This is a genomic window from Pseudomonas sp. WS 5532, from assembly GCF_012985445.1.
Lineage (GTDB): Bacteria > Pseudomonadota > Gammaproteobacteria > Pseudomonadales > Pseudomonadaceae > Aquipseudomonas > Aquipseudomonas edaphica.
This window is the reverse complement of record NZ_JAAQWK010000006.1, coordinates 46058-72464: the sequence shown is the minus strand read 5'-3', so window position 1 is coordinate 72464 and position 26407 is coordinate 46058. Positions and strand designations below refer to the sequence as shown.

The following is a 26407-nucleotide window of genomic DNA, read 5'->3' as shown; positions in this document are numbered from 1 at the left end:
TTCAGGGGGGATTACCTTTGGATCTCTACCGAAATAAATTTAATAGATAAGTTATTCATTCAAATCCCACTTCTTTCCATGAGTGCGTGCGAGTTCCTTTCCTTTTGATGTCGCCAGAGATGCCAGCAGATTAGTCATCTCTTGATTTTCAGGGACGAATTGAGAGTAGTCAGCTTGTTCAGAGGGTCCTGCCAAACCAAGGGGGGTGATACGTTGGCAGCGCTGCCAGCCTTCGACATCCTGGTACACGACGTGCTTCCTGACGAACCTCGTGTCTTTCTCAACGTCGATAATGAATCGCTTGAGCTCTTCATTTGAATGAGTCAGCGCTAGAACCAAGTAGCCATCCACCACGGATCCTTTTTTTTCCAGCCGTAGGAGTCCTGCGTCTAGAAACGCTTCAGCATGCTTTGTTTCTATCCAGGCTTCCTCCGCCGTAGCGCCGTCGACGCGCACAAGCAAAACAGATGCAAAAGTAGTCGACCAATACTTCAATTGAGTCGTTGGAGGAGGGCCCGGCCAGTGAGGATCGTCTATAAACGTCAAGACACCATTCTCCGGGGATGTGAACCCGGCTTCGGTTGCTCGCTCATCCAAGAGCTTAATCAGGTCACTGAGCATCTAGTGTTTTCCTGCGAGTAGATATGTCATCCATAAAATCTTCAGCGGGTATAGCCTTTGCCTTGTCATACATAGACTCGACCCCGTCGAGAGCGAAGAAGTAGACCTTATTCACCATTGCTACATCGGTGATGGAGTCTTTTCTGTTCGGTGGAGCTGAAATGTCGAAGCGCTCTGGACTGGTTTCCTCATCTTCGGTGGTCTCACCGGGCTTGGCATCCTCAACGCGACCAATGCAATTGGCGAAAACAACAAGTTGTGGATGATTGGCAGTACCTCTAGCCCATCGGTAAAGGTCGTTCGCCATATCTCTTACACCGAAATCGTCATTTGCCCACGCCAGCACGTTGTACTCGCCTTCAGCGTTGCTGAACTGCAGGTGGCCTTTCGTCCCAGACTCGCTGATCCAAGCAGAGTCTTTGTGAGACTTGAGGTAGCTCAGCGCTTTCACAGCTCTCATCACATATTTTCCGGAGGAGGCCATCTCTTCTAACGTAAAATCGTTATCGGGCCTTACTCCGTACCTGGTCTGATAGGCAAAGCCCTGCGAGTCTTTAATGCTTCCTGCTTGCACTAGTGTGTCAAGCCGCTGGAATTCTTCCTTTACCACGTCAAGATAATAAGCGTCCGGCGGATGACGGTCGAAGAGTTCGTGGAACTCTAGCGCAGCTGGTTCCAGGTCATCTTCGACTACACCATCTTGCAATCTATGGCCCTTCACACGCTCCAGAGACCCATTCGCGTCCCATGTCAGCGTGAGCGTCATCCCACCACTGGTGCTCCTGCGCATGACACGGCTTGGAGGCTGTATCCCTGGTAGGCTCGAGCGGGTGCTGTGTGCTCCGTCTGCAGCTGGAAAAATCCCGGTTGCGCTGTGAATCTTCATCGCACAATTTCGCAGCTGCTCACTGTTGGCCGCCGCAACTACAACCGAAGAAGCCAGCCGTCTTGCGTAGTAATCCGGCAGAGATTTAGCGATCCCCTTGAGGTCGGAGATGTGTTGAGAGGCGAGGATCAGATTCTGTCGGCGTTGCCGATCGTCAGCTTGGCTCGCGATAATTCTCCGCAATTGAGAGTTTTTATTCTGGAGTGGATTAGTGAAATCATTTCCTAAGGTAGGCCAGACGATAAGATCCTTGAAAGCAAGCCTAAGAGAAATGTTACCTCGATCAAAGTCAGTATTATTGGGTTCGTTTTCGACCAGAACATAGCAGTTGATAAGCCCTTCGGCAGGGTCGGTTACCCAGCACCATCCCGCCCTGAATTTCTGTGCGGGTGCCGGCTTCCAGGAAGGGTCTATGGACGACATTCCGTCGGTTGCAGTCCAGTCGATCAACATAGCGCCGGTGACCTCTCCGCATCCGACTACGAATACGAGAGGATTTGGGTAGGCTTTTACAAGGGCGTTTATGTCGCTCCACTGCCCAGGAGCAGCGCCTGCCGAACCTGCCGCGAGCACTACGGGGCGGTTACCAAAAGTTTGCTCGAATATCCCCACTTCTGGAGCAAGCATGGTCTGTAGAAAAGGAATTAAATCCTTACCTTGGATGAGTCCGACATTGAGTTGATCGCCCTCACGCAGCTCCCGATCAATGTACTCTGTACGGATCTTTTTCAGGTACGGTTCGTCAGCACCTGAAAGCGCTCCACCTTGAGATACTAGATAGTCACGAATGCTTTCGATAATCGCGGCGCTATCGGATTCTAGTTGGAAATAGGTACGTTTTACTGTTGGGTACTTTGTCACGAGGCTTGAAAGGCTATCTTTCTTGAAAACCGCAGTCCGTAAGTGCGGAATCCATTGCCAGACAATATTGCACAGCTCCGCTTTTGAGAGGTCTTTGAGCAGTGGGTGTTTTTTTAGGGTTTCAGACCTGGTGCGCACAGTGCCGCATTTGGTCTGGAAGGTCGCACGCAAATCATCAAAGCGCGCCTGCCCCGTGCCTTGCATAAACTCAAAAAGCTTGGTGCTGACGCTATCGGCAACTGCCACGTAATATCTAAAGGGAGTTCCCGGAGCCGAGCAGATTTGAGGTCTGATGTGAGCATATAAAAAGAATTTACAGATCTCATAAATCAGTGCTTCGAGCTCGAGTGTTGTCTTTAAGCGCTTGCACTGAATTACGCCGACGGGATTGCCATCGTTGAACAAAATTACGTCACGCCCTTGGTCTGCGCCGTCATTTAGACGACTTACAGTGTCGAACCAGTCCTCTGAGCCAGCTTTCAGTTCAGCGCGAAAGACATCAGCGACCAAAAGCTCAAAATGAGCATCACCCATTCGTTCGAAAGGTAGCTGACCGGAGTCGAGGGTGAACAGTTCGGGAGCTTGAGTTCTGTCCTCTCGAACAGCCGCTTCGTCTTCTGGGGAGATGAATGATACTGCTTCTTCAGCCAATTTTTGCTCCTAGCATTGAGTGACTGACATTGTGCGGGAAGCGTACTTTCCTCTTGAATGTAAGTCCTGACGACCATTTCGCGAATCGCGGAGCCCAGGATCCATCCGTTGTTAGAAAAGCTGCGTAGCTCCGAAACGCTCCGACAAGGAAGCGGGGCAATGCCAAGCTGCCATCATCATAAGCCGTGCGGCGATGAGTAGCTAGAATGTCCAGACGAAGAGGGCGTGGCTAGCATTGCTGCGGTTCAATTGGTGACGTTCGGACTTTACCGTAGCAGGACTTATCTTCCACTACCCCCCGCGTAACGGTCTCTAGCGCTAGGCGACCCGAAGTGGTGATCGAGCGACGTTCCTACCCGCCCCTGAAGAGGGAGCGCGATGGCAGAGTCTCATCACAGCCGCTCTCCGGGTTGGACAAGCGGTCGAGGCGGATGGCCGCAGTGGCGATTCGTTACAGCCTGGGCCATGAGCGGTGACGGTGCTTGACGACTTGGGGAATGTGAGCGTTCGAAAGCAGGTGCAATTGTGGCTAAACCATCGAATTGAAAAAAATGAGGCCGCAAGACTGTTATTGATCGTGAAAGGACTGAGTGCAGAGGACGCAATCTGGGAAGTACTGGCGATACAGAACGTCGTAGGGATCCAATACCCTGCTATGGAAATTTAATCACTGGCGATTTTAAGAAAAGGATTGTCGGCAGGCACAATGTTGAGTAACAACGCCGGAGTCTCGAGTAGGTAACCTTTGAGATTTGCTTTCTTCCGAGGACCTTCGACCTGACAGATCCATATGTTCAAGCCATCATTACGTTTTCTGTGGGTCTTCAGTTTCTCAAACTGTTTCTGCACCCAGCGCCATTCTTCGATCTCTTGACAGGCGCCCTGAGAGATACCAGGAAACTCCTGCGCATAGCGTTGAAAGAGGCCAGGTGTAACCAGAAACACAGTACCGCTTACCGTGTGGATTTTAGCCTTGCTGTCGTTGATGATCAGCTTGTGGCTTTGGATGCCTTCCTTGACCCAATTCAGGAAAACTTGGCCTGGGTTGTCCAAAGGAGAGCTTGAGACTTCGAGAGGATTTTCTGACGGCGTATCACGTACTTCGGGATCTCCCATTTCGAACATATCCAGCAACGTTCCGAGGTAGTCGGCATCTTCCATCGCCATCGAATTTTCCAGCGATTGGTTTTGATACGATTCTGTTCCGCCTGTCTTGAGGGCTGGTGCCGATGCCGGAGCGTTAGCCAGGTGGTTATCGACAGCAATGCTCACCATTCCGCTGAAAGCCTCAGGCCGGTCTTCGTTTCCCCAAATCAACGCCGGTTGAAGACGCAGAAACGTAAAGCTCTGCTGCCAGTTCCCCTGCGCAACAAGCGCAGTCCAGATGGCTTTGCCTTCTGGCGTGGACTCGACCAGCCCATGCGACTGCAGTTCGTCGAACACCGCGAGGTTGGACGAAGGAATACCCTCAATCGCTTGCGACAGCAGATAGGCTCGCAGCTTGTCGGTGACCGTCTTACTGACCAGCCAGAGTGCGTCTTGAGTGAGCCATCCCGCAGCACCCGGCTGGTTGAGTTTCAGCTCGTACTGAACCAGATGACGCAGTCCGCTGATCAAGTGATGTTGCAGCGAATGAATCGGCGCTTGCAGCGCCTTACTCGGGTTGCCACCGATGTTCTGCGCGGTGGAGACGCGGTCGGCCTGAATGACCAATTCGCCCAGCACGCCGGCACGTTCGTATTGACCCGCCAGGACATACAGCAGGCAGGCCCACAGCGACGGAAATCCACTAAGCCAATCGAAGATCGGACGGTCGAGAATCTGGGTGTAGAGCAAACCTGCAGCGGCGCCGTGCAGGTGATAGTCGCGACCTTTGACATAGCGAAAGCGGTAGGGCTGATCCAGGGGACCGTGCCAAGGATGCCAAATACGGCCATCCCGACGCTCGACCTGCAGGTCCACGGCGATCTTGCCTATGTCATGCAGCAGGGCGCCATAGGCGATGCCAGCCGACCAGGCATCCGTCTGGGCGGCTTGGTCTTCGGGCACGGCGCCGGTGGGGAGCAGATAGGATTGACGCAGTTTCAAACTACAGGCGACCAGTTCCAGTCCATGGTCGAGCATACCGCCGAGATACGCATGGTGGTGCGTCTCGCTGGCCGGGAGTTGCTGGACCAGTTCGGCATAGCGATGAATCGGATGCAAGTAGAGCTGGGTGAATTGGGTGTGGGAGAGGGCGGTGTACTGCCAGATGCGATCGAGTAACTGGCGGCGGTGCTCCGCGGCTAACAAGCTGTGAGCCGACTCGATGGGCAGGTAACCTTCGGCGATGTTGACGGTCGGTGGCGGAGGGGGCTTCTGCCTTTTGCGGCGAAACAGGTTGAGCATCGTGACCTCCGGGAAGTGGCTGGGTCAGTGGCCTTTAGCCTTTTCGGATAGAGCTCTTACCCTTGAGTTCCCATTCCCTTCCAACCCTTACCCGTCCTTTTTGGCTCGTGTCCCTTTGCATGACAATCGGAATATGGATACGGCTAGGCATCGTTTTGTTGGGGCTAGTACGGCAAAGATAAGAGTCGGTACACTGCGGTGCGAATTTTCTCGGGGCTTGCCATGAATCTGACAGACGCCACGCTGGTGCTGCTGCTTGCGGCACGTATCCATGGGACAGACGAAGCCGTCAGAGCCTCGGCGAAGAGCGTGGTCAAGAAGTTGCCGCGCAGTAAGCGTGATCTGATCTACAAGGTGATCGATAGCCGTAGTCCGCTCGAACTGGTGGATTTTCTGGCGCAGAACCTGGATGCGGAATGACAGGCTGCGGTTGTGCGTCGCTCTCTTGTACTTTGCGTGAGTGGTCCGCGGCCTGAAGTTTTTTCTGGGCGCAGAAAAAAGGGCTCAACTCGCGTTGGGCCCTGTGAAGCGATTGCTGCGGTGAGGTAACGATTAAGCCCCATCGTTCATGCACAGCGAGTCATCCAAGACCGCTTGCTTCAGTTGCTGCTCCAGGTTGAGTACATATTCCGAGGCGCTTCGGGCGTGACCACTGGCGCGGAAGATCGCACGTTTGTCAGCCTTGAGCAGGCCGAGCCAGGAGTCGATGTAGCCCTCGTGCCGAAGCTCTCCCTGTATTCCGGTGTAGGCACATAAAAACGCAGCACCCATTTCGGCGATCAACTCTTCAAACGCGTAGCCTGGTGAGCCGTACGGACAGACTGACGTCACGCCTTCGCGCTGTAACCGAGCGTGATGCCCGGTCCAGTGCGTCAGCTCATGCAGTGCGGTGGCGTAGTACCCACCTTCATCGTGAAATTGTGCTTTTGTCGGCAGTTGGATGAGATCCCTGATCGGGTGGTAAAAGGCTTCGTCGGCAGATCGATGAACGATGCGTGCACCTGAACTTAACAGCAGATTTTCCGCAGCACTGTTGGGCTGGAAGGGATCACTCTGTTCCGTCTCGAGCAGGGTGTCATTGAGCATTTCGAGCCCCTCCGTTTGCTCGATGTTGAACAGAAAATGTGTCCTGAGAATGCCAAAGTGAGCGACCTTGGGTTGACCGTTCTCATCGAGGATCGGTTGGCCTGACTCGGTCTGTTCCTCGCGGTCCATCGGCTTGTAGAGCACCGCCAAAGTGCTGTGTTCCCCCTTACGGATGTGCCCACCCGCCTTTCTGGCTTGATTGAAGGTCAGCCAACGATCTTGAGTGAATCCCTGCAACCTGGCCTCGGCCCAGAGCAGCGGTAAATTGATGCCCGAATACGGACGTCGCGTGACGGCATTGATGGGGAAGGGTTGATGACGACTGACGTCAGCTGAGCCACTTGAGGACCAGGGTTTGATCCAGGGGGTAACGCCTTGGTCCAAAGCTTTAACGATCTTGTCTGTCACGTCTTGGTAGATATCGCGCATGGCAATTTCCTCGAGAGAAAGCGGAGGAACGCCGCGCCCGTTAGGGAGGGTTCCCCGGTGGGTGATGTGCTGGATTGATGCAGGTCTTGCATGGCGTCCGAATGTGGAGGTGGGCGCTGTCAATTGCGCTTAGCGCTGGTGTTCTCCTGCAAGCGCTATCAGCAAGGCGCCGGGCTGACCCGGTTCTTGGAGTAGGCTCAGACTCAATTGCAGTAACGGGTCGTGGTCTACGTGATCGGTTGGTTCAATGTGGATTACCTCGAACAGCACGCAGGGCTTGTTTGGATAGGCCAGATGGGCTTCGAAGGCTGCGCGCAGTACGTGGCTCAACCGATCGACCTGCAGCTTCTCAGCGTGATCGGATTGCTCGAGCAGTACTGCGCGTTGCCACGCGCCAGGGGTGAACACAATGGGCAACCGAAGGGTGTTCAGTGTTTCCGGTGTGAGTAAGTCGGACATGGTATGTCTCCGTTAAATACGCGAAGAAACCTGTCCCGTGCGGGGGAAAGATTTCCCCGCGGTGGGTTGAAGAAAATCAAGAGGGCTTACCTCACGAGCAAAGCTCGAAAGGCGCTCATAAGGGCAGTAGGCGTTCATCACCGTAGAAACGGTCACCGTGCGAGCCACCGAACGCTAATCGCACTTGGGGAGAACCATCACCGAGGTGACATAGTCTTGAAGGTCCTGACTATCTGGGCAGGTGCTGTCGATAACAGCGATCCGTACCTTGTATTTAGCCGCACGATTTATCTGGGTCAATCACTGTAGAGACGCTGTTTCACGGGGCTTGTCTTCTGGCTTCCAATGAGGGTTTTTCGACCGGGGAAACTGATAAGCGGTCAGGCATGGGCCGTTTTCAGTAGTAGGCTGTTACTCCTGTCTCAACCATGAAAACGCTCAGAAGAGGGCGAGAGCATGCCGACTCAGCAGCCTGTTCAGAATTCACGTGGCCACCGCTGGGCGTACGCATGTGGCATGTCGGTAAAGCGTGGTTATCGCAAATTGAAAGCGTTTGAGTCCCGCCTGGCTGAGCGTGCGGTGACGGCAGGTATGCCCGCAGGTAAATTACTTGTTCGCGGGAGCTTTCTGATTGCCAAGCTGGCATTGATCGGAGGACTGCTTTTTGTAGGTTTTTGGGCGCTCCTGTCATTGATGACTCTAATGGTTTTGTATTGGGTAATCGCCCATCACCGACTCAACGACTCAAAGGACTTTTACGGTGCTCAGGCATTCGGCGATCCTTATGGCGAGTACGAACTCAATCGTGCACCGGGACAGCCTGATCTAGAAGAGCATTAGTGGGTTGTCGTTAGCTTTTTCTGATTGAAGTACCTGCAGAGATCAGAGCGTCAGTACCTTTCGAACCCGCATTTTGTGCACTGAGAGTCCCTTTCCCTAGCATGCCTTCTGCTATGGAACCTACGCTATATCCTGCCCAACTCATGGTGGCTAGAAAAACCATCGGCAGCACGATGAACATTGCCCCCATCACATACTCGATCACCTGCGCGGTGACCGTCCCATCCATAAACCCGGATGTGGGCAGCGACAACAGCACCTGATTGGAAGCCGAAACCTGGTTGTACAGGGTATCGAGCATGCTGGAGTCGACCCAGCGTGCTAACTCCCACCAGAAGCTCAGCATGTGTAGGGTGAACAGCGCGAACGTCACCGTCATGACGGTCTTCAGCTGATAGGTACTGACCAGCAGAATCAGCGGCAAGCTGATGATGACGCCCATGATGAGGAAGGCCTGCACCATTGGCAGAGCGGCGCGTAGCGCATTCATCGCCGGGAAGTTACTGAAGGAACCGAGGGCCAAGCCGGTGTTGGTGGCCAGGTTATTGAGCCCCTGATTGATCGAGCCGCCGCGAGCGCTGGAGCCATAGTCCTGGTACACCTGTCCGGGCGACATGGACATCGATTGCTGGCGCGGGCTGACCAGCTCGCGCAAGGTGGCATCCTCGATCTCGTTGCTCGAACGGCCAGTCAACCAACCTTTCAGCTGAGTCAGCAGTGAAGGATCGACTTGCTTGATCAAGCGCCCGCGCAAGCCGACACCGCTGTCGCTCCACCACTGCTTGCAGGTGGGGTAGCCGGCGCCATTCTCCAGCCGCGGCAAGGAAACATCGCGGTTTTCATCATAGGGCCAGCTGACTCGCGGCGTGCGTGAACGATCCGTATCGTAGTAGCCAGGCGTATCGAGCAAATAGCTTGAGCCTATCCAGGACGCATCATGACTTTGTGCCTTGTCCAACTGCGGGCGGTTGGTGAACAGCCGAGAACGGGAATAGCCATAGCAGTCGCGGGTGAAGTCGGCGACTTCCTGCAGCAGTACCTGGCTGTCGATGCGCGAACTGTCGATCTCCATGCGCATCTGCCGGATATCCGGTGCGCAGGGAATGGAGGCGGTGGCTGCGGCGGTTACCCCTTTGCTCAAGGCATGCACCAGAAACCACCAGATCGGCACGTTGGCAGAGCGTTCGCCGATGGTGTTGAAGGTGGTCCCCCAGGTCGTTTCCACCGGCTTGGCCACACTAACGCCGCAGCGCTGGCTCGACGCATCATCAAACGCCATTGAGGCGAGGCTCAACGGAAAGACCGGCGCGCAGCCGAACAATACAACGATGTAGGCTAGCCATAAACGGTTCTCGATCCGCGGTACCGAGAGCAGTCCCTTGTTACCTTCATCCGCGCCTTGCTGACGGGCAGACAACCATTCCTGGAGGATGATCGCGCCGAAGGGCGCGGCAAACAGCCCGGTGTCGGACAGGACGCTCCAGAGTCCGTTGTTAATGATCCAGGCCAGCAGGGAGAGGTAAAATTCCAGGTAGCTGTTGGTGCTCAGGAGCATGGTGGTGACCTCACAGTCGGGTGAGTTCGGCGCAGGTAAAGAGCAATAGCCCTAATGTCCCGATGCGTTTCACGCGCAGTCGATCCTGGGGTCGCTGTCGGTAGCGCTGAAGCAAATCCCACCAGAGCGCAGAGAGGGCGCCGTAGAGCAGGGCACGCCACCCCCGCAGATAGGGTCGTACGGATTCGAATGCCTGCTGCCAGGCCTCGAAACTACCCAGCGCAGTGCGGCCGATCCATGCGCCCAGTGCAGCGGTCAGGATCATCACTGCGGCAATCCCCAGACTTGAAAGCAAAGTGAATAGCGGTGAGCGTTTCATGGCTCACTTGCGCCTTGCGTCAGCATCATTAAGTCGACCGGGCTCGGGGTCGCCTTGCTCGACGGTACGCGATGCGTCGGCACCACCGGCATGCCGGTCGAGCACCAGGCTGGCGGTGTTGGTGGCCAGCATCTGCCGGACCTGCAGTTCGGTCTGCAGCAGGCGTATTTCGCGCTCCAGGGTGTCGATGTTTTTCGTCAAGGCGCTCTGTGCCGGCTCGGCTGAGGCGATGTTCGGTTCGTGACTGCCCGCCAGCAGGGTGCGCAGTAGCAGCAACGCTTTGTCGAGCACACTGGACAAGGCCGTCTCACTGGCCAGGCGCCTCGCCAACAGGTCCTGATCGGGGTCGTCACGCAGGGCTTCGACCACACCACGGGTCACCGGCAGCATCGGGCTGGAGGCTTTCGCCAGGTTGTCAGGGGTAGGCGGCAGAGAGCCAGACAACAGCCCTTGCAGGGCCTTGAGGCGCTCGTTATAGGCCTCCTGGATCAGCGGCGTCAGTCCGCTGCCAGCGGTCGCACGCAGAGTTTCGCAGCTGTCGCAGGTCGCGACTTCGCTCTCGCCCAGTACGCGGACGGCCCATTCGGATTCCTCTTGGGGCGAGGTCCAAGTCTGGCAAATAGCCCCGCCTAAGCAGTCGCTGCTACTGATCGAGGCGCTGTCATCCACCGACCGGTTATGCAGCAGGTTGTAGCCTGCTCGCACTACGTCGGAAGTCACCCGGATGGGGGGCTGCCCACTACCTCCAGCCTTCTGGCCGCCGACCCAGGACACCCCATTACTGCCGTTACGGGCCTCGGTGTTTTTCACCGCGGCCACAGCATCACCGCCGGTTTGCTCCAGATTGCCCTGCATTTCCTGGTTCTTGGCCAGCGCGCCCCAGCCGGCTTGACCGACCTTGTCCGCCATCTTCTCGGCCATAGCCTGGCAGGTCAATTTGGAACGATCGAAGTCGATGCGGCCCTGCATAACGCCGTTACTCAGCAACTCATAGAGACCGGGATTGGCGCGCTGGATGATCAACGCTGGCAGCGACATTACCGCTTGGGTCGCGTTCTGCACGATGCTGCCCATGATCTGCTGGAAACCTTCGGTGGCGCCGTTCAGCTGGTTCTGCAGGGTATTGGTGAGGCTCATGTTTCCGCACATCATGTTTGCTCGCCAGGACCCGCCGACACCGAGACCACTGGGTCGGTAGAGCGAACTCGGTGAGCCGACTGCCGAGCCGCCACCAATGGTGTACATCACTCGGTCGTCGAGTACTTCGCCTTGAGTACCCAGGCGGTAATCGCCCTCGGCGGCGTGGGCATGAGTGGCCATGGCGAGCAGTCCACAGAGCAACAGGCTCATCACGCCCAACCATGATCGCGCGCAAAGCCGACTCATGATGCACCGCCTTCGAAGTCGATACTGAACAGAAAGGTCTGCCCCTCACGTTTGCAGCAGCTATAGGGACGCCACAGCGACCAGGCGTAGCTGCCATCCTCGCTCTGTACCGGATCGCTGGGGAAGGTGGCGCACGTCGGCTGAACCTGGGGGTAGAGCAATTGCCATTTGTGGGTCGAAGCGTCGTTTTCAACGATCGGGCCAGGCGGCCAGTAGCCGTCGCGTTTGGCGGGCGTGAGTGGTAAGTACACATGCGGCTGCCAGTTGCGGGTAATCACATCGCCGACCCGTTGCGCCATGACTGCGGCCGCCTTGAAATCGTCGGGCTGCACCAGAAAGCCCTGCCGGGGATAAACGTTGCCCCACATGTTTCCAGAAGCCTGACGTCCGATTTCACGGATCCCCGGCATGAGGGATTCGGGGTAAAGACTTTCCGGTATGCCATGGCGCCATGCCAGCGAGTCCAGGGTGCTCAGGTAGTAGGGCATGAACGCAGTTGCACCGCTGGCGCAGGCATAGCCGGATTGAAAGGCCAGTCGTGTGGCGGCCCAGCCACCGGGGTGGCCGATGCCATCGACGTTCTTGAAGCGGGGCAGGTTGTCGCGGTGGGTGTTCGGGGTGATCAGGTTACCGCCACCTTCCGCACCACTGATGGGAGCGGAGAGGGTGGCCATCTCGGTCCATGGGTTATTGCCGGTGGTGGCGTAGCTCGAGACCACCAGCTCAGGAATGAAATGACGAACCTTGGTCGAGGTTTTGACTGTGCAGCCGAAGGGCGTACAGAACAGCCAGAAACAAATGCCGACGACCCTGTAGGCGAGGCAACTTGGCGATAACACCGAGGACGTGATGCTGCCGGTATCCAGAGCCACGCTTGGTCCGCACGCCAGCAGGATGCTCAGCGCCAAAGGTCGTAGCTTCTGGTGCGCAATTGATGGGCATACGGCAGACATGATCCAGGCTCTTTGGGTTAATGGCCTGGACACGTTCGACGATCGAACATACACCGTCAGTGATAAAGCTGAAGCTGGCGTTGTCGGTTTACAAGGATTTGCAGGGTGACGAGATGGCTATTCGATGGTCAGTGCACGGCGAAGGGCGTCTGGCTCGGTGAGTAGCTGATCCGTCGTGATTTCAAGAATGTTGGCGAGTTTGCACAGGACCATCAGCGACGGATTGCCCGTGCATCGTTCGATTTGACTGACGTAGGTACGATCGACCTCGGCCATGAGCGCCAACTGCTCTTGGGTAAGGTTCTTTATACGTCGCATTATGCGGATGTTTTCCGCCAGTTGCAGACGCAGCTGTTCGTAGTCTTGAGTCATGCGCGCAAATTGCGCCTTGAGGGACTCTCAATCCACGGGATATAGTCTACATTGGTATTGATCTAGGCCATTTGATGCACATACCTGTTATCCAGCGTTCATTTGGTTTCGTTATGATTTCGAGGCTGGGTCCAGTGTCTAACAATAAAATCAGAACTCTAGGGTGTGTATGGACGAAAACTACATTTCAATTCCTGCGGCGGATGGTTGCTCAAGTCTTCTGACACCTTGGGGCAACGAATTTGCTCCGATGATCGAGCGTGGCGTGCAATGCGCCCAGGCTTGGCTTGATACGCCCGGCGAGATCCCCCTATGGTGGGAGCTGGCGCAAACCCGCAAGACCTTTCCTGTCGGTGACTGCCAAGATGCTTTTGAAGCCGGATTCCTGTTGAGGATTCAGCAGCGGCTTCGAGGCGCATCCTAATATCCTGTCGCTCGCTTTTGAGCGCGACACCTGAATAGATTTCCCTATACGGATTCTATGCCTCGCGCTCGATCGATCCGTTCTGCTACCCGATAAGCCGCTTCCAGCTCTGAGCAGCCGTTCTCCTGCATCAGTGTCCAGCGCTCGGCTTTTTCCTCGGGCTCCGTCATGGCCAGGGCGAGATAGAGGCTGGGTGGCACGGCTCGAAACAGCGTTTCGAGTTTTTTCGACAGCACGACCCCCTCAGTGTATTTTCCCGGCTCTTTACTGGCGGAGAGCAACAAGGCCTTTTGTGCCGGCGTGAGCTTCTTGAAGCGAGCGATTTCTTCAATCTCCGCCGGCGGCATGTTCAAACAAATCCACCATTCGATCATGTTGAGCATGGTCTGCGCAGCAGTGGGGAAGTCGGCAAGATTTTGCGTCGCTAGCCAGAACCAGGCACCGAGCTTGCGCCACATCTTCGTGCCCTTGACCACGAACGGTGCCAGCAATGGGTTCTTGGTAATGATATGGCCCTCGTCGGTGACCATGATGATCGGTCGGCCCAGGTACTGGTCGCGCTCGGCAAGGTTGTTCACGGTGTTCATCAGGCTGATGTAGCTGATGGACATCTGGGCTTCGTAACCTTCGCGAGCGTAAGTGGCCAGATCGACAATGGTGACATCGCTCTCAGGCCAGGGCGTGCCCTCGCGATCGAACAGTTCACCCTCGAAACCCTGGCAAAACAGGTCGATGGACTCGCCCATTTCCTGGGCACGTTCGCGACGTTTCTCTGGCAGGTGCGGGGCGGCGGCGACACGCAGCAACGCGTCGCGCACGTCGCGGGTCAGCACCTGGCGGTTCGCTGCGACACAGGTCTGCGCCGCATCGAGAATGCACTCGCGAACCAGGCTGCGATCGGCTCGACTCAGGCGCGCCTCTTCCTTGGCCTCGCCGCCGGTGATCATCAGGCGAGCGGTGATTTCCAATTCGCCGAGAACATCGCGTTGGTCTTCGCGACTGGCTACCGCCTCATCGTCCAGCTCATCGATCGACAGACTCGCCACCTGATCCGGCTGCTCGACCAGGCGCCAGGCATCGGCGAACGGGGCGAGACTGACCGAGGCGCCAGGTTTCAATTGGACCTTATTGACCGACAGGCCCTGTGTCGCGAAGTAGTCGCCCTGCAAACCAAACGAATTGCCGGCCTCGACGATAAATAAGCGTGGGCGGTACACCGCCATGATCTGCATCAACAGGGTGACCAGGGTGGCCGACTTGCCGGCACCGGTGGGGCCGAACAACAGCAGATGGCCGTTCATGGCCCGGTCCAGGCGTGACAGAGGGTCGAAGCTCAGTGGCGAACCGCCGCGGTTGAACAGGGTGATGCCCGGGTGGCCGGTGCCGGTGCTGCGACCCCACACCGGAACCAGGTTCGCCAGGTGCTGGGCGAACATCAGCCGCGTGTACCAGTTGCGCGTGTCGCGGGTCGGGTTGTAAGCCATCGGTAGCCAACGCAGGTAACTGTTGCAGGCGGCGACTTCATCGCCTTCGCGTACCGGTTGCAGCCCCGCACCCAGCAACGCGTTGGCCAGGCTGACCGAGCGCTGGTGCAATTGCTGCTCATCGTGACCGCGCAGGTAAAACGCCAGGGTGCCCCGGTACAGCTTGTGCTGGCGGCCGATGATCGCGCGAGCCTCTTCGACATCATGACGGGTCTGGGTCGAGGCCAGGTTTTCACCGATGGCTTTGCGGGCCAGGCGATTCAACTGCTCTTCGAGCACATCCTGCGGTTTGACCACCAGGGTCAGGCTCATCACCGTGCCTTCAGGCAACTGGTCGAACAGCGCGTTCACCGCGTCACCCTTACGGGTTTCGCCAGTGAGCTGACCAATCAGTGGGGCCCGGCGCAGCTTGTCAACCACCATGACCCGGTGGGGTTGATCGTCGAAAAACCAGAGTCCGTGCTGCACATCCGAACGCGGTTCATTGAAAAACAGCCGTTCGGCAAAATCGTGATCAAAGGGCAGCTCCAGCGACTCACCGTCACCCGACTCCGGATAGGCAACACGGCGGTAGAACTCCTCGGGTGCTTCATTGGTGAGCGTGGGCGCCGGATTGAACCAGGGCACTAACCAGGCATACAAATCTCGCCCATCGACTCGCGTCGATTGCACCCCGCACGCCTGCAATGAAGCAGCGATACGTTCACAAGCCTGTTGCAGGGATTGCACCGGGGTGAGCCCCGTCGCCTCTGCGTCAGACTCAAGCCAGCGATAGACCACTAGGCGCACCCGGCGGTTACTGCCGCGCCAGGGCAGGCGTGTCACCTCCTTATCCTCAAATAGCCCACTGGGCTTGGCGATGGCCTTCAGATGACGGCGGCTGAGCGCTAAATACGCCTCGGTGAAGACCGTACCTTGCGCACTGTCTCGAATATAGCCAGTCAGACGGTTCAGGTAGGGGGTGAAGTCGTTGTCGTCCTGGCAGAAAAACTGCGCCACCCAAGGCGCCTGATCCAGTTCATCAAAACTGTCCTGCAGGGCATCCTCGAGGGCATCGCGCGCTGCCATCAACCAATCAGGTTCACGCCCTTCGGTGCCGATGGGTCGCAGCTCGAACACCGCGCCCACCGAACGATTGTCATCGAGCAGAAAACATTGCTCGGTGTCGAGGTATTCGACCCAAGGCAGGTGATCGGTGAAGCTGGGGTTGTGCGCATACAGTGCGGCTTCATCGGCCAAGGTGGCGCGAGAGTACAATGGGTGGCGCCAGGCTTTCCACGCAGGAGTTCGGTTCCCCGAGTCGCCGGTACGCACTACAAGTCTTCCTGACGTTCACCCGGCAATGCGTACTGCACGCGTTGGTAAAACGGAAAGGCTGTGGAGTAACCCGGAACCGGTGCCTGCTCGGTGCCACTTAAATGCGGATATACGTACAGCACCAGATCGGGATTGGGCAGGCGCGGGAACAAATTTCGGATCTCGTTCGTCGCTGTGCGCGTGTACGGTTCTTGGAGTGAGGCGGAGAAATCTGCCTGGACCAGCGGACGCCGTAACTGCTGCCGAGCATCCAGCAGTTGCTGCTGAGTGCTTTGCGAACCGGCGCCGTTCCAAATGTCCAGCATGGTTTGCTCGCCATGGGGCAAAAGCGTGTCCTTGTCGGTGGAACACCCCGTCAGGACCCAGCAGAGCAAGCTAATCCAGGTCAGGCAGAGAAGCATGGTCTTTTTCATGGCGAACGCTCCGGCCCTTGGGCTCGTAGTCGATGGTGATCTCATGGTCGAGGTGCAGGGTGACTTGGGCGGCCGGTGGCACGTACACGGCAGCAAAGGCCTCGCCATACAGCTTGTTCACCCACTCGCGGATGTCGCTGACCCCTCCACTGAGGATCGAGTTCAGCGCGCTGTTGCCCGTGCTGTTGGTAACCCCGAGTGTGCTACCGCCTGAACTGATCACGCTGCTGTTGTTCTGCTCATCCCCGAGCAAGGCGGCTACACCGGCGCCGGCCGCCGTGATCAGGCTCTGGCTACCGAGGTACTGCTGGGCGTTCGAGCGGCGCTCGCCAGCGATGCAAGGAATGCCATACGGATCGGACAGGTAACCGAGTCCACCGCGGATCTTGTCGGTGTTCGAGCTCTGGGTGGAGGCATTGCGGCTGGCTACCGCCTTCGGCTGAGGCACCGTACGGATAGTGCCATCGGTAAACACAAAGGTGATTGACTCGACCTGTCCGCGGACGCAAGACAGGGTCCAGTCACCGGACGCCGTGCCGCTCATTACGGCGCCCGCGACTTCTGGCAGGTCGATGCCGTTGGCGGTCAGGTTCTCGGGGCCAACCAACACCTTGAAGGGGTAGGGATCATTCACTGTGCCGTCCACCGGGACTCGGCCAATCAGCGCAGTCATCGCGACCGAGCCCATCAATGTCGCGTTTTCGGGAATGGTGTAGACCGGCTTCGCGCCTTCGGTACGATCAACGGATCGCGTGAGGTCATGCTCACCCTGGGTGACCGCACGTAGCTGTTTCTGGCCGCGATCAATCGCGTTATCGTTCAAGCCTTCCAGTGAGTTGAAGGCAGTAGGCAGACTCAGTGCGGAGGCGGTCTTGGTTTTGCCTCGGGCGCTGGTGGACGGAGCATCCGAGGGTTCAATCCACTGCAGCGCATCATTGGCAGAGTGTTGCCCCTCGAATTGAGCCCCATCGCCCGGCTCAAGCCCCAATCCGATCGGCATGTCCTTGCTTTTGCCAGCCAGCCCCGACAACTGGTCCTGCAATTGCGTCAGTAGACCGCGAGCCTGACGACTGTCTTGTTCCGCTTTGAGTCGAGCCTCGTTGGCTTGGCGGCGGCCTTCGTCGACCTGCTGGGTCACGCTGCCAAGGGCGGTCTGGATACGTGAGTCGACGCTGTTTTCCCGTTCGCGCAGACGGTTGTTTTCCGTCTGCAGCGAATCATTGTGTTTCTTCAACCCGAGCATGTCGCTGCGCATGGCCTTCACCTGGCCGACCAGGGTGGCGACCGTATCCCGTGGAGTATCGCCCGCAATGCCGAGCGACTTGGCTTGCTCGGCGGATAACTGAATATTGCCCTGATCAACTGGGGGCTCTGGAGAGGGCGTGCTACTCCCCGCGACCCAGCTTTTCAGGATAATCATCACCACGCCCAGCAGCGCAGCCGGTACCAGCCATTTGAGCAAGGCGTTAGCTTTCATCGTCAGCACCTCGCGCAACGGGCGGGAGCAGCACCGCTTGTTCGAGGCCGGCACCGCGAGTGACGAGATAGGCGATCGTAGTGTCTTCGGCACTGCCGACCGGCCCGAGGAAAGCATGCTGGAAGGCCGCGGCGAACAGCTTGGCCTGAAGCCGGCGCGGATCGAGTTGCACCGTCGCTGGACCACGATTGCGCAACTTCACCGCCGTCACCCAGTAATCACCGAGTCGCCAGGCGGCGATGGGCGTGCTGGACACGTTTTCGGTCGGCAGCAAGGTCGGCAGTTCGCTGCGCAGCTTGAGCGGTACGCGGCTTACGCCGGGTAGGGATTCTACGGTGCGCAGCGACGCGTACAGGCTCTGTGCGGCATAGCGGGTCAACGCGACCGGGATCGGCGTACGTTCTTGAACAGGGGCGGTGCTAGATTCTGCCTCGGCAGCCTGCACCGGAGCATGCTTGAGAATACGCACAGGCTCCAGCGGTTGATCGCCGGGCGTGGTCGCGATATCCAGCAGGATGATCTCACCCGTCGCGACCGATTGCAGTTGCAGTCGGGTCGGGGCAATGGCTTCCGACGCGCGCAGGTACAGCGTGCCGCCGGTGGATTGCACGCGCAGCTTGCCCGTCAAGGTTGAGGGCACGCCGACGCGAACAGCCTCATCGACAAAGACCACTCGCTCCTGATTGATCACCAGCGGGACCGCGAGGGGGAGGCGTTCCCAATGCATCAGCTCGACGGCCTGTGCCGCGACTCCCCACAGCGTTAGTGCGACGGTGAGTCCCAGGGTCGACATCCGCTTCATGGTTCACCTCCAGGCAGGAAGATTTTTTGCGGAGTGCCCTGGTAGCAGTCCAGCGCCAGCCCCCACTTGTTGCGCTCGGGATCCAGGTCAAAACGCACCACGCGCAATGGATAGCGCACCACCACCCGTTTTACCGGTTCGGCGGCGTAATACTCATCGGCGTTGAGGTCGAGCTTGACCAGCCAGCTGTCGCGGTCGAGTTGCTTGACCCTGAGTTCCGGATCTTCGCTGTAGCCGCGGCCCAGAACTTCGTAGACGCCACGCACCCGCTGGCGCAACTCGCCGGCGGCCTTGCGGTACTCGTAGTCACCGTCGAGGAAGGCCTTGCAGGCGGGTGTCAGGTAGGACTGCAAGCCATAGATGGCGCGGCGATAGTCCTGCTCGCCATCCGAGGGCCAGCGGTTGAGCTGACCAAAGATGTACAGGGCAAAGGCATACACATTCTCCGAGGGGATATCCCACCACTTGCGCGTGCTGCCCGAGCGCAGATCTGGCGGTACATGTACGGTCAGATCGGTCGGTGCCGAGCGCCAGCCATACCAGAGTCCGCCACAGAGCAGAGCAAGGATCACTACCGCCAGACGCAGGCTGAAGATATGGGCCTGTTGGGCATCGACCTTGTTCCGAAATCGGCTCATGGCTGCCACCGTGACAGGGCAGGACGCAGCCGACGTGAACGGCGGACCGTCCAGGCACCGGAGTGGAGGATCAGACTGCCGCGACCCAAGCGCCAACGGCTGGCGAGCATCCATTCGAGTTTTCGGTACAACCAGGTCTCGGGGCGAGCCCGTTTGGCCCGGCGCAGTAGCGTGCCACCGGCCAATAACACCAGCGCCATACCGGCGATCATGCCGGTCGGCGCTATGGCAATGGAAGCGGTGGCAATCGCTAGAGGAACGCCCAGCAGCAGGCCAATGACGGCGCCGGCGCCGAGTGCTACCCACATCTCATCATTGGTCAACCCTCGCAATACGGCGGGATCACGATTGAGTCGCTCTGGAAGAAAGACCAAGGTGCCGTCGGCAAGGCGTTCGATAGTGTCGTTCATGCCGACCTCACAGAATGGCGGCCGCCTTGGTCAGGAACCAGATGATGATCACCACCAGCAGGGCACCGATGCCGACCACTGCACCCAAGTCCTTCCAGGTCTTTCGTTGGTTTTGCACGTCGGCGTACACGGTCAACGAGTGCCACGCCACCCCCAAGAAAGCGAGTAGGGCGATCAGCAGACCGAGCAGGATGCCGCCGTCGTAGGCATAGTTTTTGATCGTCTCGATCAAACCGGATCCTTCGCCGCGCGAAGGGGCTTCCATGGTGGGGAGCTCGGCAAAAGCCAGGCTTGGGCCGAGCACCAGCAGCAGTCCGATCAAGCGCTGGCTCGCACGATCACGCAGGTTGTTTTTCAGAGGGGTAAAGCACTTGAGCATGGCGGCGATCTCCTGGGTTAGGACAGGGTGAAGAACATCAAAACCAGCAAGGTGAGCAGCACGCGTGCGGCGCTGCCGCCGAAGGCTCCAAAGCGCACGCTGCCGCTCGCCCAACCCCGGTAAGCCGTCCACATCACCCAGGCGCACCACAGCAAGGTCAGGACGAGAACCAGGGACAGCCACAGCGTCGAACTGCTCTGCGGTGCGAAGCCGGCGGCGTTTTGGAACGCAGCGATCTGAACGTCAGTCATGCTCATGGCGAGGGCTCCGCAATCGGAGTGTCGAGGCGGTAATCACCGACCAGTTCACTGGGGTCGCGGGGTTGCGCACGGGAGGGGAACAGATAGCTCTGCACCCCTTGGCGGATGCGCTGAATGTCCTGGGTCAGTCGGGGGTAGTCGAATCGATAGCGTTCGATTGGTTCAAGGGTACGGGCTGCCTCCGCTCGCGTCGCAAGGCGTTCGAGAGTGTCGAGTTGCTGCTGGACTAGGCTGAGCTGTTCCTGCTCATGAGTCGATGCGGCATAGCCGCTGCCATGAGCGATGGCCAGTGAAAGGAATAACAAGCAGCGAAAGACGGTAGTCGACATGATGCTGGTCCATGTGGAGATGGCGTCAGCATCAAGTTGGGGGTTGAATTACTCAGTATAAAACGCGAGATGGGATGTATCGCTTTTTTGGAGGCGAGCGGAAGAAACTTACCCACACATACACTAGCAATCGATTGGGCGAAAAAGAGAGCCCAGTCTAGCAATCCTTCCCCATTAGTAATGTGTTGCTCATAGGGCAATGAGTGGATTCACTTCTGCTTGAAACGCGTATGGGTGACGAAGAGTCAATCATCGCTTAGCATGGGGGCGTTCACTTCTCATTTCCCTAACCTGAAGGAAGTTTCACATGTCTCGTTTGGCTGAATTTCGCAAGCTTGAACAACAACTGGCCGAACAGCTCGCAGAGCTCGAGTCGATGAAAAGTGACTCCGGTCTGAAAAAAGAAATGGAATTTGAGAGCAAACTACGTGCGTTGCTTGGCGAGTACGGCTTCAGCTTGAAGAACATCATTGGCATCCTGGACCCAGAGGCTGGCCGTCGTACCTCTGCACCAATAGTTGCCTCCGTAAAGGCCATCCGTAAGGCTCGCGAAGTGAAGATTTACAAGAATCCAAACTCGGGTGAGGTGATCGAAACCAAGGGAGGAAATCATCGACAACTGAAAGAATGGAAAGTCGAGTTTGGCGCAGACGTTGTTGACTCGTGGCGTACTCAGTAAGATCGGTTTGATGACCAAGGGCCTGTAAGGGCCCTTTTTTATCGGTGAGAATGATAAATCCAGAGTACAAGTCTTGACCCGGTCCTGCACCAGTTTAATTGCTGGTTAGATCCTTGAATTTCGCCCAAATCTTGGAAGCCTACATTTCATCTGATGCTCTAACCCATAATGGGAGTCGAGGACGACCTCTAGCAGTTTTATTTGCATTCGTATGGTGTGTCAGTTTTGGGTCGCAGGATAACTATCCTGGCATCGTGACATGTAAAGAAAAACTGGTTTTTCCGAATCAGAGATACTTCTTGAATGTCGTTGCCGTGATTGCCGTAATGATGCCGAGCATCACCGCACAAGGGAAAAACACAGCCATGGGATTGAGCGAAAAGGGTAGGGACAAGTAGATAACCCAGGGCACGATCAGCAGTGGTATCACGGCTCGTTTAGCTCGATGGTAGACAAAGCTACTTTCTCGCCCTGCGCCAAATTTACGTAGGTCCCGGCGCATCAGTCCATCGACAAAACCAGTGAACATGGCCAGCAGAAACAGGGGGATGGCCAGGACCAGAATGGTAAGGCGCACCACGAAGGTAAAGGTGACATACACAGCCGTCAGCATGAAATCCTCAATGGTTACGTAGAACTGGTTGATCCAATCCCAGAAGCCATTGCCATGGTTAGGCCCCCGCGCCTGCTGGGCAAAATCTGCAAAGCCGGTCTTGACCAACAACCACTGATTGAGAAAATCCAGTAACTGGATGATCGTTTGCCCAGGCTGCTGGAGGATGAGTGAAGATTTGAAGTGTTGGCTAAGCCAGCTCAGTTCATTGGTCAGCATGGCCTGGCTGTGCCGCCAGCCCTGATCGCCCCAAAAGAGCAATAGGCCTGCAAACTCGATCAGGATCGAGAACAGAAACGAGGCGATCAGTACACCAATAATGCGTAAAACCAAGCCAATCACCGAGACGATTAATCCTGGGCGCTGGATTGGTTGTGGCGGCGTGTTCTGGGTGGAAGTCGCCATCGTTCACTCCATTGTGCGTTGCAGAGTTGATGCCATCACGATCCTTTTGGATAGTTTTCTGCTGAGTCAAAAACCTGCAGCAGGGGCGGGCTACCCGACCTGATCCAGATCGAAGTTGGTAGTTGGGCCGCCACCGCTTGCGCTCCACCATTGCCCCGCCTGCGCGTTATAGTTCGCCCGCATTCGCTGGGTCAGCTCCTGCAGGTCCTTAGGCATGGCATCGTCGTTGGAGGGTTTTGGCAACGGCATGCGGACTTTCCAGAGCTGGCCACCGGCCTGGAAGGAGAACATTTGCCCCTTGGGTAAACTGACGATATGAGCCGGCTCGATCAAGGGCACGCTGGTGCTACTGACGCGGTCTTGCGAGGAGGACGTGAAGTCCGTGTTGGCCTCAGGATCGGAGGTGTCGGTGGCACCCGACACCAGGGTCTTGGTCAGCACGTTAACCTTGGGCAACTGTTGGGTGAGCAGTTCCGCAGTGGCGGTTTCGCGCACCCGCAGCATCTGCAGGGTGTTGAAGTTGCCAATAACCTGGCCAGCTTTAGCGCGATTGCCGATACGTGCTTCGATATCGCTGAGGGTCTGGGTGTAGGCGGTTACCTGGATACCGGCTCCGCCGCCCTTATTGATCAGCGGGATGAATTCATCACCCATCAACTCGTTGAATTCATCTGCGTGGAGGTTGATCGGCAACTTGTCACTGTTGTTACCCGATTGGGGCAGGCCATGGTCGATGCCGTGTTTGTAGATGTGCCCGGCGACCGAGACCAAGTCGGCGAACATGGAGTTGCCTACAGCGGCGGCCACCTCGGCGTCGGTCAGCGCATCCAGACCGACGTAGACGATGCCGCGCTTACGGATGATCTGCATCCAGTCGAAGATTGGTCGCGGGTCATCTAAATCGGTGTAGTTGGGGGCCAGTAACTGGGCGGTCTTGCCGGTGGTGAGTTTTTCCAGCAGCGGCAGTAGCGAGGCAACGATTTTGTCGAAGTAAGTACGGTCATATCGTACCGCCGAACGCAGTCCGTCCAGTACCGGATCAAATACCCGCTTCACCGCCAGGTACTGCTCGATGGCCACGACACGCTTTTCGCGCCCGATCATATGTCGGGGAATGTTTTTCTCGGTGAGTTTGCCTTCAAGCTGGACGATCACTTCCCACGCCTTCGGGTCAGTTTTGGCGAAAAACTGCTGGGCGTATTCGATGAACAGTGCGTCGATGTTGACCACATGCCGTTGGATCTGCAGGTAGTCCGGGCGTCGACCCAACTCGATCAATGCGCGGGCGATGATGTTGACGAAACGCCAGGCGAACTCACGGAAGGCTGCAGAGTTACCTTCACCACTGAGCTGCCCAGCGATGCGCGATGCCACCTCCGAGATGCGTCCGAAGCGTCCCACGGCGTTGTAGCGGGCGGAGATCTCCGGCCAGCCCAGATGGAACACATAGAACTCCTTTTCCCGACCGGCCCGTTTGGCCTCGACGTACATGCGCTTGAGCAGGTCGGCATCGCCCTTCGGGTCGAAGACGATCACTACCTCGTGTTCAACGCGGTGTATGTCCTGGGTGATGTACACCTCGGCGAGTCGCGTTTTGCCTACACGGGTCGTGCCGAGCACCAGTGTGTGTCCGACCCGTTCGCCCAGCGGCAGGCTGACTTCCGTTTCGTCGGGCTCGACGCCATGCAGTAGCGGCGAGCCACCTACCGGAGGCAAAGGGCGCAACGGATTGAAGGCGCTGTCCCAGGCGGTAACACGGGCCAGTGTCGAGAACGGAAACGGTGCATGTTCCAGGCGCCGTTCGAGTGCTCGGGCCAGGCGGTAACGGGTCGGTTGGTCGACATAATGAGCGACAGCCGGATCCTGAGCCTCGACCAAGCGCTGGGTGTGCAGGTTTGTCCAGCGAAAGCCGCGGCCCATGAACAACCACTTACGACTGACCGGAATCTGCCGACTGGTCAGCTCGTAGCGGGGCAGCCGGCGGATATTGCGCCGATAACGCAGCACTTCCCAGGCTTGGCGCAGTCGGATCAGACCGAACAGGGTATAGGCCAACGCCGCAACCAGACCGATCTCGGGTGATAGGGCCACGGCCAAGGGTGAGTACACGCACAGCACTGTAGCGGCGATGCAGATCGCCACGGTGTACAGCTCCACCGCTGGCCGGAGCTTGGACTCCATTGCATGGTCGGCCATGGCTTGGACTCACTGTTCCAGTGATGTGGCGGTGATCAATACGGGGTAGTGCTCTATCTGCAGGCGAGTGGCGATGTCGTTGCCGTTGACCGGCAGGATGGTGATGCCCGGAGCGGCTGCTCGAATCCGGGCTAGGACTTCAGTATCGGCCACTTCGACGGCGAGGCCGGCCGCGCCCATTTCCTGCAGTTCAGCTGCGCGTTGACGCAACCAAGCCAGTGATTGGGGATCCTCACCGACCAGGAAAAATGGCCGCAAGCCCGGCATGTTCAGGGCGCGAGGCGTGATTTTGCCGGGGCTCAACTGAGAGCTGCGGATGGGCAGTATCCAGGCTTCATCGGTAACCGTGGACAGGTCCGCATGCATGGCCCGATCAGGCTGGATCTTGTTGTTTATTAGCGGCCTGGCAACCTGAAAATGGGGGCGGGTGAAGTCGCTAGGCTGATCCCCGGCTACGGTCAACTCCGGCTGCGCGAAAGGTGCCAAGAGCAAGATGAAGTAGCATGTAAGTGGCATTCGCTTCATGGTGGTGTGTCCTGTTTGAAGGCAATCAGCAGTCGTTCGAGTTGCCGGGAAAAACCTGCGCGGTAACGTGCGGCTGGCGCTCCTCCCGCCGGGCGGTGATAGCGTCCGGCAGCCAAAACCCAATCACCGGTGGTAGCGTGATGCTCCTGCAACAGCTCGGCGGTCACCGCGAGATTTCGGTAGGGATCAAGGGCTTCGCAGGGACTGGAAAAGCGTTGTCCGTGGTAACCCAGGTTGGTTTGCCCGAGACCGACATCGACCCGCTTGGCGTCATGTCGGGCGAGTGCCTGAAGTAAGGCGTGACAGGCGGCCTGGCGAGTGGCGAAGCGGTAAGGGCTACCGGCGATGTTCAGGGTCCAAGGCCAGGGCCGCAGGCGACCACGGACGCGAATACCACTCTCCTGCAGGGCAATCGCGAACAACACCGTAGAAGGAATGTCGGCGTCATGCGCCGCCAGTTGGTAGGCAGGAGGCGGCAATTCGTCAGCTTGGACGGCGAGCATCGTCAGCATGAGCGCAATAGCACTCAGTCGAGGCGTTGCCATTGTCCGTTCACCTGTTGAAATGTGGCAGGCAATGGCCCCGGGGCACCCAGGTTGAACCAGCGACCACGGTCATGGTTCAGGGTGATCTGCCGACGTTGGACCCTTGCCGGATCGATGTCCGCTTGCCGAGCCCAGCTACGGATGCGTTCATCCTGGCCTTGGCTGCCCACCAGATAGATATCGAACGCCGTGTCACTGCTTTGCAGACGCTGCGCTTCGGCGGTGCACGCTGGGCAATGGTCCTCGACAAACAGAGCTTGGCGCGGCGCGACCGCTGAGTTGGTAGGGGATGGGGATGCCATGCCCTGGATCGGCAGCAGCCCGGGAAACAGCTTGGCCCAGGCCGCGGTGTAAGCGTTTTGGTAAGCCAACTCGCGCTCGGCGCGTTTGGCTTCCAGCGCTACCTGTAATTCGGCATAGCGCTGGCGCTCTTGGTCGGTCTGGGCCTCGACCCCGAGTGCGGTCAACGGATCGAGGTTCGGGCTCCAGAAACCGCGCGGGCCGGCTTGGATCTGTTCGAAGCGCGTCCACTCCTGCTCCGTCAGACCCCAGCTCGCCGCCTGTTCAGAGTCAGAGCGCTCCAGCGGAGCAGACTGCGTGTCCTGGGTCCGTGACTGTGTCGTGACGGGGTTGCCCACCGCAGCGCCCATGGCCAGTAGCGAAGCGAGACAGACAACGGTGGGCAGTAGCGTTCTGTTCATGATT

General features: G+C 57.7%; 28 protein-coding genes. 4 read left to right on the top strand and 24 right to left on the bottom strand.

The features are described from left to right. Positions 1–51: 51 nt before the first annotated feature. From HBO23_RS12515 to mobH, 3 genes are all read right to left on the bottom strand, one after another. Complete coding sequence (locus HBO23_RS12515; RefSeq protein WP_054092849.1) at positions 52–621, bottom strand: hypothetical protein; 570 nt, start codon at positions 619–621, stop codon at positions 52–54. Further along, on the bottom strand, positions 611–3019 hold the full coding sequence (locus tag HBO23_RS12510; RefSeq protein WP_170038238.1) for an ABC-three component system protein: 2409 nt from the start codon (positions 3017–3019) through the stop codon (positions 611–613). The genes HBO23_RS12515 and HBO23_RS12510 overlap by 11 nt, the downstream gene beginning before the upstream one ends. A gap of 663 nt (positions 3020–3682) precedes the next feature. Then, a complete protein-coding gene (gene mobH / locus HBO23_RS12505; RefSeq protein ID WP_170038236.1) occupies positions 3683–5407 on the bottom strand; it encodes a MobH family relaxase in 1725 nt (574 codons plus the stop codon). A 222-nt stretch (positions 5408–5629) separates the two neighbouring features. Here mobH and HBO23_RS12500 point away from each other — a divergent pair, with 222 nt between their 5' ends. Next, positions 5630–5827 (top strand): hypothetical protein, encoded by a 198-nt coding sequence (locus HBO23_RS12500; RefSeq protein WP_007901093.1) that lies wholly within the window; start codon positions 5630–5632, stop codon positions 5825–5827. 132 nt (positions 5828–5959) lie between these two features. Here HBO23_RS12500 and HBO23_RS12495 read toward each other — a convergent pair whose 3' ends face one another. Further along, on the bottom strand, positions 5960–6922 hold the full coding sequence (locus HBO23_RS12495; protein ID WP_122810397.1) for a zincin-like metallopeptidase domain-containing protein: 963 nt from the start codon (positions 6920–6922) through the stop codon (positions 5960–5962). Positions 6923–7051: 129 nt separating this feature from the next. Next, positions 7052–7381 (bottom strand): hypothetical protein, encoded by a 330-nt coding sequence (locus tag HBO23_RS12490; protein WP_170038234.1) that lies wholly within the window; start codon positions 7379–7381, stop codon positions 7052–7054. A gap of 456 nt (positions 7382–7837) precedes the next feature. Here HBO23_RS12490 and HBO23_RS12485 point away from each other — a divergent pair, with 456 nt between their 5' ends. Then, positions 7838–8221 (top strand): DUF3742 family protein, encoded by a 384-nt coding sequence (locus tag HBO23_RS12485; RefSeq protein ID WP_170038232.1) that lies wholly within the window; start codon positions 7838–7840, stop codon positions 8219–8221. 10 nt (positions 8222–8231) lie between these two features. Here the strand turns inward: HBO23_RS12485 and HBO23_RS12480 are convergent, their stop codons facing one another. The 5 genes from HBO23_RS12480 to HBO23_RS12460 all read right to left on the bottom strand — a co-directional run bounded on the left by HBO23_RS12480 (position 8232) and on the right by HBO23_RS12460 (position 12806). Further along, positions 8232–9776 carry a conjugal transfer protein TraG N-terminal domain-containing protein gene (locus HBO23_RS12480; RefSeq protein WP_170038231.1) on the bottom strand — a complete coding sequence of 515 codons (1545 nt, stop codon included), beginning with the start codon at positions 9774–9776 and terminating at the stop codon, positions 8232–8234. Positions 9777–9786: 10 nt separating this feature from the next. After that, positions 9787–10095, bottom strand: coding sequence for a hypothetical protein (locus HBO23_RS12475; protein ID WP_153332683.1), 309 nt, complete (start codon positions 10093–10095; stop codon positions 9787–9789). Positions 10096–10098: 3 nt separating this feature from the next. Next, a complete protein-coding gene (locus HBO23_RS12470; RefSeq protein ID WP_153332681.1) occupies positions 10099–11481 on the bottom strand; it encodes an integrating conjugative element protein in 1383 nt (460 codons plus the stop codon). Beyond that, complete coding sequence (locus HBO23_RS12465; RefSeq protein ID WP_153332679.1) at positions 11478–12434, bottom strand: TIGR03756 family integrating conjugative element protein; 957 nt, start codon at positions 12432–12434, stop codon at positions 11478–11480. The genes HBO23_RS12470 and HBO23_RS12465 overlap by 4 nt, the downstream gene beginning before the upstream one ends. A 117-nt stretch (positions 12435–12551) precedes the next feature. Beyond that, positions 12552–12806, bottom strand: coding sequence for a helix-turn-helix transcriptional regulator (locus tag HBO23_RS12460; RefSeq protein ID WP_153332677.1), 255 nt, complete (start codon positions 12804–12806; stop codon positions 12552–12554). A gap of 169 nt (positions 12807–12975) precedes the next feature. On the opposite strand from HBO23_RS12460, the gene HBO23_RS12455 reads away from it, so the two are divergent. Further along, the gene (locus tag HBO23_RS12455) at positions 12976–13230 is read left to right on the top strand and encodes a LasR-specific antiactivator QslA (protein ID WP_103408631.1); all 255 of its coding nucleotides are present in this window, start codon (positions 12976–12978) and stop codon (positions 13228–13230) included. 44 nt (positions 13231–13274) lie between these two features. Here the strand turns inward: HBO23_RS12455 and HBO23_RS12450 are convergent, their stop codons facing one another. The 9 genes from HBO23_RS12450 to HBO23_RS12410 are packed head-to-tail and all read right to left on the bottom strand — an operon-like array spanning position 13275 to position 20739. Beyond that, positions 13275–16028 carry a conjugative transfer ATPase gene (locus HBO23_RS12450; protein ID WP_170038229.1) on the bottom strand — a complete coding sequence of 918 codons (2754 nt, stop codon included), beginning with the start codon at positions 16026–16028 and terminating at the stop codon, positions 13275–13277. Next, positions 16028–16444: a TIGR03751 family conjugal transfer lipoprotein gene (locus tag HBO23_RS12445; RefSeq protein WP_153332674.1), complete on the bottom strand. Its 417-nt coding sequence runs from the start codon at positions 16442–16444 to the stop codon at positions 16028–16030. The genes HBO23_RS12450 and HBO23_RS12445 overlap by 1 nt, the downstream gene beginning before the upstream one ends. Continuing rightward, a complete protein-coding gene (locus tag HBO23_RS12440) occupies positions 16407–17921 on the bottom strand; it encodes a TIGR03752 family integrating conjugative element protein (RefSeq protein ID WP_153332672.1) in 1515 nt (504 codons plus the stop codon). Before HBO23_RS12440 ends, HBO23_RS12445 begins: the two co-directional genes overlap by 38 nt. Continuing rightward, positions 17911–18723, bottom strand: a complete 813-nt coding sequence (locus tag HBO23_RS12435; RefSeq protein WP_153332670.1) for a TIGR03749 family integrating conjugative element protein — start codon at positions 18721–18723, stop codon at positions 17911–17913. Before HBO23_RS12435 ends, HBO23_RS12440 begins: the two co-directional genes overlap by 11 nt. Further along, the gene (locus tag HBO23_RS12430; RefSeq protein WP_153332669.1) at positions 18720–19361 is read right to left on the bottom strand and encodes a PFL_4703 family integrating conjugative element protein; all 642 of its coding nucleotides are present in this window, start codon (positions 19359–19361) and stop codon (positions 18720–18722) included. The genes HBO23_RS12435 and HBO23_RS12430 overlap by 4 nt, the downstream gene beginning before the upstream one ends. Continuing rightward, positions 19358–19771, bottom strand: a complete 414-nt coding sequence (locus HBO23_RS12425; RefSeq protein WP_135307261.1) for a TIGR03750 family conjugal transfer protein — start codon at positions 19769–19771, stop codon at positions 19358–19360. Before HBO23_RS12425 ends, HBO23_RS12430 begins: the two co-directional genes overlap by 4 nt. A 7-nt stretch (positions 19772–19778) precedes the next feature. After that, positions 19779–20150, bottom strand: a complete 372-nt coding sequence (locus HBO23_RS12420; protein WP_020300904.1) for a TIGR03745 family integrating conjugative element membrane protein — start codon at positions 20148–20150, stop codon at positions 19779–19781. A 17-nt stretch (positions 20151–20167) separates the two neighbouring features. Then, positions 20168–20407 (bottom strand): TIGR03758 family integrating conjugative element protein, encoded by a 240-nt coding sequence (locus tag HBO23_RS12415; RefSeq protein ID WP_029290855.1) that lies wholly within the window; start codon positions 20405–20407, stop codon positions 20168–20170. After that, positions 20404–20739, bottom strand: coding sequence for an RAQPRD family integrative conjugative element protein (locus HBO23_RS12410; RefSeq protein WP_153332667.1), 336 nt, complete (start codon positions 20737–20739; stop codon positions 20404–20406). The genes HBO23_RS12415 and HBO23_RS12410 overlap by 4 nt, the downstream gene beginning before the upstream one ends. A 307-nt stretch (positions 20740–21046) precedes the next feature. On the opposite strand from HBO23_RS12410, the gene HBO23_RS12405 reads away from it, so the two are divergent. Beyond that, on the top strand, positions 21047–21418 hold the full coding sequence (locus HBO23_RS12405; RefSeq protein WP_069787764.1) for a histone-like nucleoid-structuring protein, MvaT/MvaU family: 372 nt from the start codon (positions 21047–21049) through the stop codon (positions 21416–21418). Between the two features lie 286 nt (positions 21419–21704). Here HBO23_RS12405 and HBO23_RS12400 read toward each other — a convergent pair whose 3' ends face one another. The 5 genes from HBO23_RS12400 to HBO23_RS12380 all read right to left on the bottom strand — a co-directional run bounded on the left by HBO23_RS12400 (position 21705) and on the right by HBO23_RS12380 (position 26403). Continuing rightward, positions 21705–22436: a TIGR03747 family integrating conjugative element membrane protein gene (locus HBO23_RS12400; protein WP_153332665.1), complete on the bottom strand. Its 732-nt coding sequence runs from the start codon at positions 22434–22436 to the stop codon at positions 21705–21707. 90 nt (positions 22437–22526) lie between these two features. Next, positions 22527–24632 (bottom strand): type IV conjugative transfer system coupling protein TraD, encoded by a 2106-nt coding sequence (traD, locus tag HBO23_RS12395; RefSeq protein WP_153332663.1) that lies wholly within the window; start codon positions 24630–24632, stop codon positions 22527–22529. Between the two features lie 9 nt (positions 24633–24641). Continuing rightward, the gene (locus HBO23_RS12390) at positions 24642–25157 is read right to left on the bottom strand and encodes an integrating conjugative element protein (RefSeq protein WP_153332661.1); all 516 of its coding nucleotides are present in this window, start codon (positions 25155–25157) and stop codon (positions 24642–24644) included. Beyond that, positions 25154–25702, bottom strand: a complete 549-nt coding sequence (locus tag HBO23_RS12385; RefSeq protein WP_153332659.1) for a lytic transglycosylase — start codon at positions 25700–25702, stop codon at positions 25154–25156. Before HBO23_RS12385 ends, HBO23_RS12390 begins: the two co-directional genes overlap by 4 nt. Beyond that, positions 25684–26403, bottom strand: coding sequence for a TIGR03759 family integrating conjugative element protein (locus tag HBO23_RS12380; protein WP_153332657.1), 720 nt, complete (start codon positions 26401–26403; stop codon positions 25684–25686). The genes HBO23_RS12385 and HBO23_RS12380 overlap by 19 nt, the downstream gene beginning before the upstream one ends. Positions 26404–26407: the final 4 nt, after the last annotated feature.

What these genes read in the sequence shown, in the direction of transcription:
- HBO23_RS12515 (WP_054092849.1), bottom strand. Translation starts at nt 621, where the DNA reads ATGCTCAGTGACCTGATTAAGCTCTTGGATGAGCGAGCAACCGAAGCC.
- mobH (WP_170038236.1), bottom strand. Translation starts at nt 5,407, where the DNA reads ATGCTCAACCTGTTTCGCCGCAAAAGGCAGAAGCCCCCTCCGCCACCG.
- HBO23_RS12500 (WP_007901093.1), top strand. Translation starts at nt 5,630, where the DNA reads ATGAATCTGACAGACGCCACGCTGGTGCTGCTGCTTGCGGCACGTATC.
- HBO23_RS12495 (WP_122810397.1), bottom strand. Translation starts at nt 6,922, where the DNA reads ATGCGCGATATCTACCAAGACGTGACAGACAAGATCGTTAAAGCTTTG.
- HBO23_RS12490 (WP_170038234.1), bottom strand. Translation starts at nt 7,381, where the DNA reads ATGTCCGACTTACTCACACCGGAAACACTGAACACCCTTCGGTTGCCC.
- HBO23_RS12485 (WP_170038232.1), top strand. Translation starts at nt 7,838, where the DNA reads ATGCCGACTCAGCAGCCTGTTCAGAATTCACGTGGCCACCGCTGGGCG.
- HBO23_RS12480 (WP_170038231.1), bottom strand. Translation starts at nt 9,776, where the DNA reads ATGCTCCTGAGCACCAACAGCTACCTGGAATTTTACCTCTCCCTGCTG.
- HBO23_RS12475 (WP_153332683.1), bottom strand. Translation starts at nt 10,095, where the DNA reads ATGAAACGCTCACCGCTATTCACTTTGCTTTCAAGTCTGGGGATTGCC.
- HBO23_RS12470 (WP_153332681.1), bottom strand. Translation starts at nt 11,481, where the DNA reads ATGAGTCGGCTTTGCGCGCGATCATGGTTGGGCGTGATGAGCCTGTTG.
- HBO23_RS12465 (WP_153332679.1), bottom strand. Translation starts at nt 12,434, where the DNA reads ATGTCTGCCGTATGCCCATCAATTGCGCACCAGAAGCTACGACCTTTG.
- HBO23_RS12460 (WP_153332677.1), bottom strand. Translation starts at nt 12,806, where the DNA reads ATGACTCAAGACTACGAACAGCTGCGTCTGCAACTGGCGGAAAACATC.
- HBO23_RS12455 (WP_103408631.1), top strand. Translation starts at nt 12,976, where the DNA reads ATGGACGAAAACTACATTTCAATTCCTGCGGCGGATGGTTGCTCAAGT.
- HBO23_RS12445 (WP_153332674.1), bottom strand. Translation starts at nt 16,444, where the DNA reads ATGAAAAAGACCATGCTTCTCTGCCTGACCTGGATTAGCTTGCTCTGC.
- HBO23_RS12440 (WP_153332672.1), bottom strand. Translation starts at nt 17,921, where the DNA reads ATGAAAGCTAACGCCTTGCTCAAATGGCTGGTACCGGCTGCGCTGCTG.
- HBO23_RS12435 (WP_153332670.1), bottom strand. Translation starts at nt 18,723, where the DNA reads ATGAAGCGGATGTCGACCCTGGGACTCACCGTCGCACTAACGCTGTGG.
- HBO23_RS12430 (WP_153332669.1), bottom strand. Translation starts at nt 19,361, where the DNA reads ATGAGCCGATTTCGGAACAAGGTCGATGCCCAACAGGCCCATATCTTC.
- HBO23_RS12425 (WP_135307261.1), bottom strand. Translation starts at nt 19,771, where the DNA reads ATGAACGACACTATCGAACGCCTTGCCGACGGCACCTTGGTCTTTCTT.
- HBO23_RS12420 (WP_020300904.1), bottom strand. Translation starts at nt 20,150, where the DNA reads ATGCTCAAGTGCTTTACCCCTCTGAAAAACAACCTGCGTGATCGTGCG.
- HBO23_RS12415 (WP_029290855.1), bottom strand. Translation starts at nt 20,407, where the DNA reads ATGAGCATGACTGACGTTCAGATCGCTGCGTTCCAAAACGCCGCCGGC.
- HBO23_RS12410 (WP_153332667.1), bottom strand. Translation starts at nt 20,739, where the DNA reads ATGTCGACTACCGTCTTTCGCTGCTTGTTATTCCTTTCACTGGCCATC.
- HBO23_RS12405 (WP_069787764.1), top strand. Translation starts at nt 21,047, where the DNA reads ATGTCTCGTTTGGCTGAATTTCGCAAGCTTGAACAACAACTGGCCGAA.
- HBO23_RS12400 (WP_153332665.1), bottom strand. Translation starts at nt 22,436, where the DNA reads ATGGCGACTTCCACCCAGAACACGCCGCCACAACCAATCCAGCGCCCA.
- traD (WP_153332663.1), bottom strand. Translation starts at nt 24,632, where the DNA reads ATGGCCGACCATGCAATGGAGTCCAAGCTCCGGCCAGCGGTGGAGCTG.
- HBO23_RS12390 (WP_153332661.1), bottom strand. Translation starts at nt 25,157, where the DNA reads ATGAAGCGAATGCCACTTACATGCTACTTCATCTTGCTCTTGGCACCT.
- HBO23_RS12385 (WP_153332659.1), bottom strand. Translation starts at nt 25,702, where the DNA reads ATGGCAACGCCTCGACTGAGTGCTATTGCGCTCATGCTGACGATGCTC.
- HBO23_RS12380 (WP_153332657.1), bottom strand. Translation starts at nt 26,403, where the DNA reads ATGAACAGAACGCTACTGCCCACCGTTGTCTGTCTCGCTTCGCTACTG.